At 66.5% G+C, this 7,299-nt stretch carries 11 protein-coding genes and 2 tRNA genes; 8 read left to right on the top strand and 5 right to left on the bottom strand.

What is annotated here, in order from left to right:
• Positions 1–192: phosphopantetheine-binding protein (locus tag A5658_RS14245; RefSeq protein WP_156751463.1), on the top strand; the 192-nt coding region annotated here is incomplete at its 5' end.
• Positions 193–204: 12 nt separating this feature from the next.
• On the opposite strand, the gene A5658_RS14240 is transcribed toward A5658_RS14245, so the two are convergent.
• A complete protein-coding gene (locus A5658_RS14240; RefSeq protein WP_156751464.1) occupies positions 205–861 on the bottom strand; it encodes a methyltransferase in 657 nt (218 codons plus the stop codon).
• 197 nt (positions 862–1,058) lie between these two features.
• On the opposite strand from A5658_RS14240, the gene A5658_RS14235 reads away from it, so the two are divergent.
• Together A5658_RS14235 and A5658_RS14230 are read left to right on the top strand one after the other, a co-directional pair.
• A complete protein-coding gene (locus A5658_RS14235) occupies positions 1,059–2,075 on the top strand; it encodes a hypothetical protein (protein WP_156751462.1) in 1,017 nt (338 codons plus the stop codon).
• A 30-nt stretch (positions 2,076–2,105) separates the two neighbouring features.
• Positions 2,106–2,468: a hypothetical protein gene (locus tag A5658_RS14230; RefSeq protein ID WP_067335937.1), complete on the top strand. Its 363-nt coding sequence runs from the start codon at positions 2,106–2,108 to the stop codon at positions 2,466–2,468.
• Between the two features lie 10 nt (positions 2,469–2,478).
• Here A5658_RS14230 and A5658_RS14225 read toward each other — a convergent pair.
• Positions 2,479–2,554, bottom strand: a tRNA-Arg gene (locus A5658_RS14225).
• Positions 2,555–2,628: 74 nt separating this feature from the next.
• Positions 2,629–2,720 (bottom strand) — tRNA-Ser (locus tag A5658_RS14220).
• Between the two features lie 144 nt (positions 2,721–2,864).
• On the opposite strand from A5658_RS14220, the gene A5658_RS14215 reads away from it, so the two are divergent.
• Positions 2,865–3,956, top strand: coding sequence for a pyridoxal phosphate-dependent aminotransferase (locus tag A5658_RS14215; protein WP_067335933.1), 1,092 nt, complete (start codon positions 2,865–2,867; stop codon positions 3,954–3,956).
• Positions 3,949–4,428, top strand: a complete 480-nt coding sequence (locus A5658_RS14210) for a DUF4334 domain-containing protein (protein ID WP_067335930.1) — start codon at positions 3,949–3,951, stop codon at positions 4,426–4,428. Before A5658_RS14215 ends, A5658_RS14210 begins: the two co-directional genes overlap by 8 nt.
• Here A5658_RS14210 and A5658_RS14205 read toward each other — a convergent pair.
• Positions 4,425–5,018 (bottom strand): TIGR03086 family metal-binding protein, encoded by a 594-nt coding sequence (locus tag A5658_RS14205; RefSeq protein ID WP_067335926.1) that lies wholly within the window; start codon positions 5,016–5,018, stop codon positions 4,425–4,427. The genes A5658_RS14210 and A5658_RS14205 overlap by 4 nt on opposite strands.
• Before the next feature lie 23 nt (positions 5,019–5,041).
• Between A5658_RS14205 and A5658_RS14200 the strand changes: the two genes are divergently transcribed.
• The 3 genes from A5658_RS14200 to A5658_RS14190 are packed head-to-tail and all read left to right on the top strand — an operon-like array spanning position 5,042 to position 7,176.
• Positions 5,042–5,866 (top strand): crotonase/enoyl-CoA hydratase family protein, encoded by an 825-nt coding sequence (locus A5658_RS14200; protein WP_067335923.1) that lies wholly within the window; start codon positions 5,042–5,044, stop codon positions 5,864–5,866.
• A 19-nt stretch (positions 5,867–5,885) separates the two neighbouring features.
• Complete coding sequence (locus tag A5658_RS14195) at positions 5,886–6,074, top strand: hypothetical protein (RefSeq protein WP_067335920.1); 189 nt, start codon at positions 5,886–5,888, stop codon at positions 6,072–6,074.
• 37 nt (positions 6,075–6,111) lie between these two features.
• Positions 6,112–7,176: a hypothetical protein gene (locus A5658_RS14190; protein WP_067335918.1), complete on the top strand. Its 1,065-nt coding sequence runs from the start codon at positions 6,112–6,114 to the stop codon at positions 7,174–7,176.
• A gap of 9 nt (positions 7,177–7,185) precedes the next feature.
• Here the strand turns inward: A5658_RS14190 and A5658_RS29380 are convergent.
• A partial coding sequence (locus A5658_RS29380) for a hypothetical protein (protein ID WP_369830524.1) occupies positions 7,186–7,299 on the bottom strand: 114 nt, incomplete at its 5' end.

The raw sequence follows: 7,299 nt of genomic DNA, 5'->3' as shown, positions 1-7,299 counted from the left end.
CTCCTCAACCTCGACAAGGTCGGCATCGACGACTCCTTCTTCGACCTCGGCGGCCACTCCCTGCTCGCCATGCGCCTGGCCACCCGCATCCACACCGAACTCGGCATCGACATCCCAGTGCAAACCATCTTCGACCAACCCACCATCACCCAACTCGCCCAACACATTCAGCCGCACCAGCGGTTCAACTGAGGGAGCGGCCGGTCACCACATTCCTGGGACGAGCCGGTGGCGAACCTTCTCGGAGTACTCGCGGTATCCGTTCAGCTGTTCTCGGAGCAGCTTCTCTTCGTCGCGGATGCGTAAGGCGAGCACGATCAGGGCGGGCACGACGAAGACGAGTCCCAGGTAGGAACCGAGCGCAAGCGGGATACCGATCAGCATGACGACGTTGCCGGTGTACATGGGATGCCGAACAAGTCCGTACAGGCCGGTTGAGACAACCGTCTGGCCCTCCTGGACTCGGACCGTAGCGGCCGCGTAGCTGTTCTGAATGATCACCAGCGCCACGACACCGAGTCCGGCGGCGACCAGGACATCACCGACCAAGCAGATCGAGGCCGGCACCGACGACATGCCGAATCGATGGTCCAGCACGCTGACCACGACCATCGCCGCCAACGACGCGTACAGCCCGGCTATGAGGACCTTCTGCGCGAGCCGGGTCTCGGCTGTCGGCCCTCCGCTCATCCGGCGTTGACGCACAACGGGGTCGGTGCGCAGGACGTGGATGTTGGGGACCCATGCGGCAGCGGTGACCACCGCCAGAAAAACCCATGCCTGCCAGTAGTCGAACGTCCCGGCCGGCACGAACAGCATCGCGCCGAACGCGACAAGCTCCACCAGACCGATGACCAACATCTTGGGCAGGGTCGACACCGATCCTCCTTAAAGCCCGTCCGGTAACGCACGGTAACAGTGCACCCAACTGGATTGTTCAACTTGTGTCAAACACGCGTGCAGGGCCGCTTTGCGGAGTAGCTTTCGCGTCAGCGGGGGCGCCGTCGAGAGTGACGATTGTGGGCACCCGCGGGGTGCGCCCGCGGGAAGGCGGACCGGTGACGCACCTGATTCGTAACGGTCTACTTGGGATGCTGGCGGCCGGAACGAGCCTCGGTGCCGCTCTGGCCGCTACCCCGGGGGCCGCCTTCGCAGACTCGTCCACCGATCCGTATTCGTGGCTCGATCAAGTGGTGAGCGGTCTGCCCGTCCCCGCCGCCGATGCCGCTGCGCCGCTGGATATGCAGATCTCCATCAGCGGGTTCGACTTGTTCCCGACGCTCGGCAACACCGCCACCGCCGAGTCGTCGTTCGGTAGCTTCGCGGTCGCTATCGGCGACGGCGCCCACGCCAACGCCAGCGGCGGCTTCCTCGACGGCGCATTCGCGTACGGCACCGATGCCAATGCAGGCGCCGGGTTGGCCGGCAACTTCGACATCGCAATCGCCAACGGCGACAACAGCACCGCCGGCGCCGGGGTGGGCGGCAGTTTCGTCGTCGCAATCGCCAACGGCGACAACAGCAATGCCGGCGCGGGGATTGGCAGCAACTTCGACATCGCCGCCGCCGACGGCGACGGCAGCAAAGCGGTCGTCGGAATCGGCGGCGGGTGGAACATAGCCACCGCCGAGGGCGCCAATAGCAGCGCCAACGCCGGGTTCGGCCAATTTGATATCGCAAGCGCGACCGGCACCGGCAGCAACGCGTCCGCGGTGGGCAACCTCGACCTGGCATTGGCCAACGGCGACAACAGCAACGCGGCCGCCGAAGGAGGCAGCCTCTCCGCCGCACTGGCCGCTGGCCCCAACGTCGACGCCACCGCCAACGGCAATGTCGACATCGCTTTGGTCATCAATACCGGCACTGCGGCTGACCAGGCCTTCGCCGGCGGTACCAGTCTCAGCGCCCCGGGGAATTACGACATCGCCACCGTCATCGGCACCGGCAGCAGCGCATTCGCGGGCGCCGACCCCACCACGGCCGGCAATTGGGATCTCGCCGCGGCCTTCGGCGACCTGCTTCACGCGATCGCCACGGGCGGCAACAATCTGCTCGACATATTGCCGTCGGTGTAGGGGCGGCCCCGGCGGGTTAGATTCATCGCCATGGCACGCGAGGCCTTTGCCCACGACGCTGTCGTCGCGATGCGCTCCGGCGACAGTCCGAATGCACCGGGTGGCGCGATCACTGCCGAGTTGTGCGGAAGTTGGGACCATTCACCGCCGTGTCCGCTCGCGCCGCACTACGTCAGTAATGCCGCAGACGGCGAAACCGTGGCGTTGCGTGTGGTTTTCGCGACCGAGCCGTCGAACGAGCAGCGCGTGCGCGATCTGATCGACACGGCGTTGGGCCGCGGCCAGTTGACCGTTCCGGACGGGAGCACTGCGTATTGGGAATTACGGTCGGCGTCCCCGGGCAGTCTGCGTGAGGACGAGCAAGATCTCGCCGCAGACCTGATCACGCACTGAGGTGCTGACGTGGCGCGCCCGAAGGGATTCGAACCCCTAACCTTCTGATCCGTAGTCAGATGCTCTATCCGTTGAGCTACGGGCGCCTGTGTTCAGTTGTCTCGTGCTGTTGTGCCGACCCGCTTCGCCCGGCTGACGCCGCGCTCGCGATCGCCACGCTTGGCGGAGGCGAGAGGATTTGAACCTCCGGTCCCCTGTAAGGGGGACAACTCATTAGCAGTGAGTCCCATTCGGCCGCTCTGGCACGCCTCCCTGGCCGTCTGAGGGTACCGGATCCCGCTCAGGTACCGACGCGGGCCGGGCAGCGGACCGCGGAGGAGCCTGACCATCGAGCACGGTTGGCTCCCGGAACCGCCGCGGAGCACAGCGTACACAGGCCAGACATATGCTGTCGAAATGACCGCTCGCCTTCGCCCCGAAATGGCCGAGCTGCCTGCGTACGTCCCCGGCAAGACCGTCCCGGGCGCGATCAAACTGGCCAGCAACGAGACCGTGCACGGCCCGCTGCCCAGTGTGCGCGCCGCGATCGAACGAGCCACCGACGCCATCAACCGGTACCCGGACAACGGCTGCGTCGAGCTCAAATCGGCGTTGGCCAAGCATCTGAACTCCGGCCGGGTAGGCAGTGCCGGCGGCTGGGGGCCCGAACACATCGCCGTCGGCTGCGGATCGGTGAGCCTGTGTCAGCAGCTCGTTCAGATCACGTCCACTGCGGGCGACGAGGTGATGTTCGGCTGGCGCAGCTTCGAGATCTATCCGCTGCAGGTCCGCCTGGCCGGCGCCACCGCGGTCCAAATCCCGCTCACCGACCACACTTTCGACCTGCAGGCGATGCTGGCCGCGGTCACCGACCGGACCCGGCTGATTTTCGTGTGCAACCCCAACAACCCCACCTCTACGGTGGTGGATCCGGATGCCTTGACCCGCTTCGTCGAGGCGGTGCCGTCACACATCGTGATCGCGATTGACGAGGCCTACGTCGAATACATCCGCGACGACATGCTGCCCGACAGCCTCGCGCTGGTGCGCGAGCACAGCAATGTCGTTGTGCTGCGCACGTTTTCGAAGGCGTACGGGCTGGCCGGGTTGCGGGTTGGGTATGCCGCCGCCCACCCGGACCTGATCACCGCGCTGGACAAGGCCTACGTGCCGTTCACGCTTTCGAGCATCTCGCAGGCCGCGGCGATCGCCTCGCTGGATGCCGCCGACGAGCTGCTGGCCCGCACGGGTGCGGTGGTCGCCGAGCGGGCGCGGGTGAGCGACGGCCTGCGCGACGCGGGATTCACGGTGCCGTCGTCGCAGGCGAACTTCGTGTGGCTGCCGTTGGGGCCGCGCACTGTGGACTTCGTCGAGCAGGCCGCGGCCGCGCGGATCGTGGTGCGGCCGTATGGCAGCGACGGTGTCCGGGCGAGCATCGGAGCGCCGGACGAGAACGACGCACTGCTGAAATTCGCCGAGGATTGGATCAAAGGAGATCGCGATGGGTGAGACGTTGGCGCGCAAGAAGTTCGACGAGTTCAAGGACCGCACCGGCCCCATTGCCGATGCCGAGTTGGACGACTACTGGGCCAGCCTCCCGCCGGCCACCGTCGACGGCATGATCGGCGAGTGGAAGGGCGGCGAATTCGTCACCGGCCACCGGATGAACGGTCAGCTGGAGAAGTCACGCTGGTTCGGCAAGACGTTCAACTCGCCCACCGATGTGCAGCCGCTGGTGTGTCTCGACGACGACGGCAACCGGTTCTCCAACGTCAAGATGGGCAAGGGAGAGGCCAGCCTGTGGCTGGAGGAATTCCGCGGCGAAGTCACCGCGACCATGGTCTACGACGGCCAACCGGTGCACGACCACTTCAAGCAGGTCGACGACCACACCGTGATGGGAATCATGAACGGCAAGGGCGTGATCGACTTCCAGGATGGGGTGGCGCGGTACTTCTACTTCTTCCTGGAGCGCATTTAACTCAGGGCGCTTGGGTCACGGCCGGTGAAGGCGGCCAACCGGTCGAACCCACTCGCGCCGTCCGGCGGGTCGACGGCGGCGCCGAAATCCCCGTTCGCACGGCGCTCCGGGGTGATGATCTTCTCGGCTATCCCCATGACGTAGTTCGCCAACGAATCGGGAACGTCCGCCGGAATTCCGGTGGCCGCGGCGTAGTCCCACCCGTGCACGAGCATCCCGAATGCCAGCACGGCCGCCAATGTCCGCACCGGTGTCTCCTTGCCGCGCCAGGTGACCGACCCGTCGAGACCGTGACGAAGATGGAACGCATCCAGTGTCGGCCGGCCGACGGCGATGAGCTGGCGCTCGACGGTGTCGTCGGGGTCGCGCGGCGGAATGTCGGCTCCCAGGGCCTCACCGACCGACGTGATCGTCTCGACCAGATGCTCGGTCAGCTGGGCCACGGCGAAGCCCTCGCTCGCGGTGGGCCGTGACAGGTCGTCGCGCGAGATCGGGTGGACGATGTGCTGCAGGACTCCCAGTGACGCTTCGGCGGCGCGCAGCTCGTCGGTGGGCGGTGAGTCAGGTCCCGGTCGCAGGTCAGAAGCCATGCGTTCCACGGTACGGTCTCGGCATGGGCCAGCCGTATGAATCCGTCCTCGTCGAGACGAAGGATCACGTCGCGCAGGTGACGTTGATCGGGCCGGGCAAGGGCAACGCGATGGGTCCGGCGTTCTGGTCGGAGCTGCCGGAGTTGTTCGCCGAGCTCGACGCCGACCCGGATGTGCGGGCCATCGTCCTCACCGGCTCGGGTCGCAACTTCAGCTACGGCCTCGATCTGCCCGCGATGGGCGGGACGCTGGCACCGGTGCTGGCCGAGGGAGCGATGGCCGGCCCGCGCACCGAGTTCCACCGCGAAGTGATGCGCATGCAGGGCACGATCAGCGCCGTCGCCGACTGCCGGACGCCGACGATCGCCGCGATCCACGGCTGGTGCATCGGCGGTGGCGTCGACCTGATCTCGGCGGTCGACATTCGTTACGCGAGCGCCGACGCGAAGTTCTCCGTCCGCGAGGTCAAGCTCGCGATCGTGGCTGACGTCGGCAGCCTCGCGCGGCTGCCGTTGATCCTGTCCGACGGGCACCTGCGCGAACTCGCTCTCACCGGTAAGGACATCGACGCGGCTCGCGCCGAGAAGATCGGTTTGGTCAACGACGTGTTCGCCGACGCCGACGCCACCCTGCAGGCCGCGCACGCCACCGCCGCCGAGATCGCCGACAACCCACCGCTGACGGTCCGTGGCGTCAAGGACGTCCTTGACCAGCAGCGCATTTCGCAGGTGTCGGCCAGCCTGCGGTATGTGGCGGCGTGGAACGCGGCGTTCCTGCCGTCGAAAGATCTGTCCGAGGGAATCGAGGCGACCTTCGCCAAGCGCCCGCCGAAGTTCAAGGGCGAATAGCATCGGGTAACCGATGCGGATGGCTACGTATCGAGTAATCAACCCGCACGGCGAAGTCGTCGACACCAAGGAGATCGCGAGCGCCGACGACGCGCACGCCTGGTTCGTCGACGCCAAGGCCGACAACACCGAACTCGGTTGGCGGATGGAAGTCGAAGCCGACGGCGACTGGCGGTTCTTCGACGACACCGAGGGCGACCGAGCCTGACAGTTTGACCTGACCGGTCGTGGGAACCCGATTCGACATGGATTCTGAACGTCTACGACCGCTGTTGACCGCTCGCGGACCGTTCGCATCGGTCTACTTCGAGGACTCGCACGACACCCCCGACGCCGACGCCCAACTCGAGTTGCGCTGGCGCGCGCTGCGCGAACAGCTTGAAGAATTGGGCGCCGACGAGTCGGTGACCGCCGACATGGAACGCGCTGTACTGGGCGCCCGCCCGCCGGTCGGCCGCAGCGGCCGCGGGGTGGTGGCCAGCGCCGACGGGGTCGTGCTCAACGATCATCTGATCAGGCCGCCCGCCGCGCCGATCGTCCGGTTGTCCAAGCTGCCCTACGTCATCCCGATCGTCGAGCACGGCTCCCAGGACGTGAACTATCTGCTGGTGGCCATCGATCACACCGGCGCCGACATCACGATCCGAGCCGGATCCAAGCGCCGCACCGAGACGGTCGCTTCCGAGGACGCCGTCCAGCAGTTGCCCAGTGAGGAAGACGCGCGCAAGAACCTTCGCGCCGTCGCCGACCGCGTCGAACATCTGCTCGGCGAATACGGGCCGGAAGCCGTGTTCGTCGTCGGCGAGAAGCGATCCCGGGCGGACTTCCTCGCCGAGCTGCCCCCTCAAGTCCACGCTCTGGCAGTCGAGCTGGAGGTGGGAGCCCGCGATAGCGGACACGATGCCGACGAAGTACAGCAAGCCATCGACGCTTACATGCTCAAGCGGCGCTTGGCGTCGATTGACGATGCCGCGCAACGGTTTACCGCCGAAGTCGGCCGACAGTCCGGGTTGGCGGCCGAGGGACTCGGCCCGGTCTGCTCGGGTCTGCGCCAGGGCGCCGTCGAGACGCTGATCATCGGCGACATCGGTGAAGAAACCGTGGTTGCCGACGAAGACCTCACCACGGTGGCGCCCACGGCCGAAGTGCTCTCCGAGCAAGGTGCGGCCCCGGCACGGACGCTGCGCGCCGACGAGGCCTTGCCGATGTTCGCTGTGTCGGTGGGCGCGTCGCTGGTCCGCACCGACGAGCGGATCGCACCCGCCGATGGCATTGGCGCGGTGCTGCGTTATGCACCGACTTTGCACTGACACAACGCATTACGGAATTCCGTCATCGTCACTCCTTAGGAGTTTCTCGGGGTGGTGGTAGGTGTTGATGCGGGGTTGGCCGTGGTCGAGGTGGGGTGGTGGGATCCATTGGGTTTGGTAGCG

The sequence above is a fragment of the Mycobacterium sp. 1245111.1 genome, from assembly GCF_001673405.1.
Lineage (GTDB): Bacteria > Actinomycetota > Actinomycetes > Mycobacteriales > Mycobacteriaceae > Mycobacterium.
Note: the sequence above shows the minus strand (reverse complement) of the source record. Positions and strands in the feature narration are given on the sequence as shown.

What these genes read in the sequence shown, in the direction of transcription:
- A5658_RS14240 (WP_156751464.1), bottom strand. Translation starts at nt 861, where the DNA reads ATGTTGGTCATCGGTCTGGTGGAGCTTGTCGCGTTCGGCGCGATGCTG.
- A5658_RS14230 (WP_067335937.1), top strand. Translation starts at nt 2,106, where the DNA reads ATGGCACGCGAGGCCTTTGCCCACGACGCTGTCGTCGCGATGCGCTCC.
- A5658_RS14215 (WP_067335933.1), top strand. Translation starts at nt 2,865, where the DNA reads ATGACCGCTCGCCTTCGCCCCGAAATGGCCGAGCTGCCTGCGTACGTC.
- A5658_RS14210 (WP_067335930.1), top strand. Translation starts at nt 3,949, where the DNA reads ATGGGTGAGACGTTGGCGCGCAAGAAGTTCGACGAGTTCAAGGACCGC.
- A5658_RS14205 (WP_067335926.1), bottom strand. Translation starts at nt 5,018, where the DNA reads ATGGCTTCTGACCTGCGACCGGGACCTGACTCACCGCCCACCGACGAG.
- A5658_RS14200 (WP_067335923.1), top strand. Translation starts at nt 5,042, where the DNA reads ATGGGCCAGCCGTATGAATCCGTCCTCGTCGAGACGAAGGATCACGTC.
- A5658_RS14195 (WP_067335920.1), top strand. Translation starts at nt 5,886, where the DNA reads ATGGCTACGTATCGAGTAATCAACCCGCACGGCGAAGTCGTCGACACC.
- A5658_RS14190 (WP_067335918.1), top strand. Translation starts at nt 6,112, where the DNA reads ATGGATTCTGAACGTCTACGACCGCTGTTGACCGCTCGCGGACCGTTC.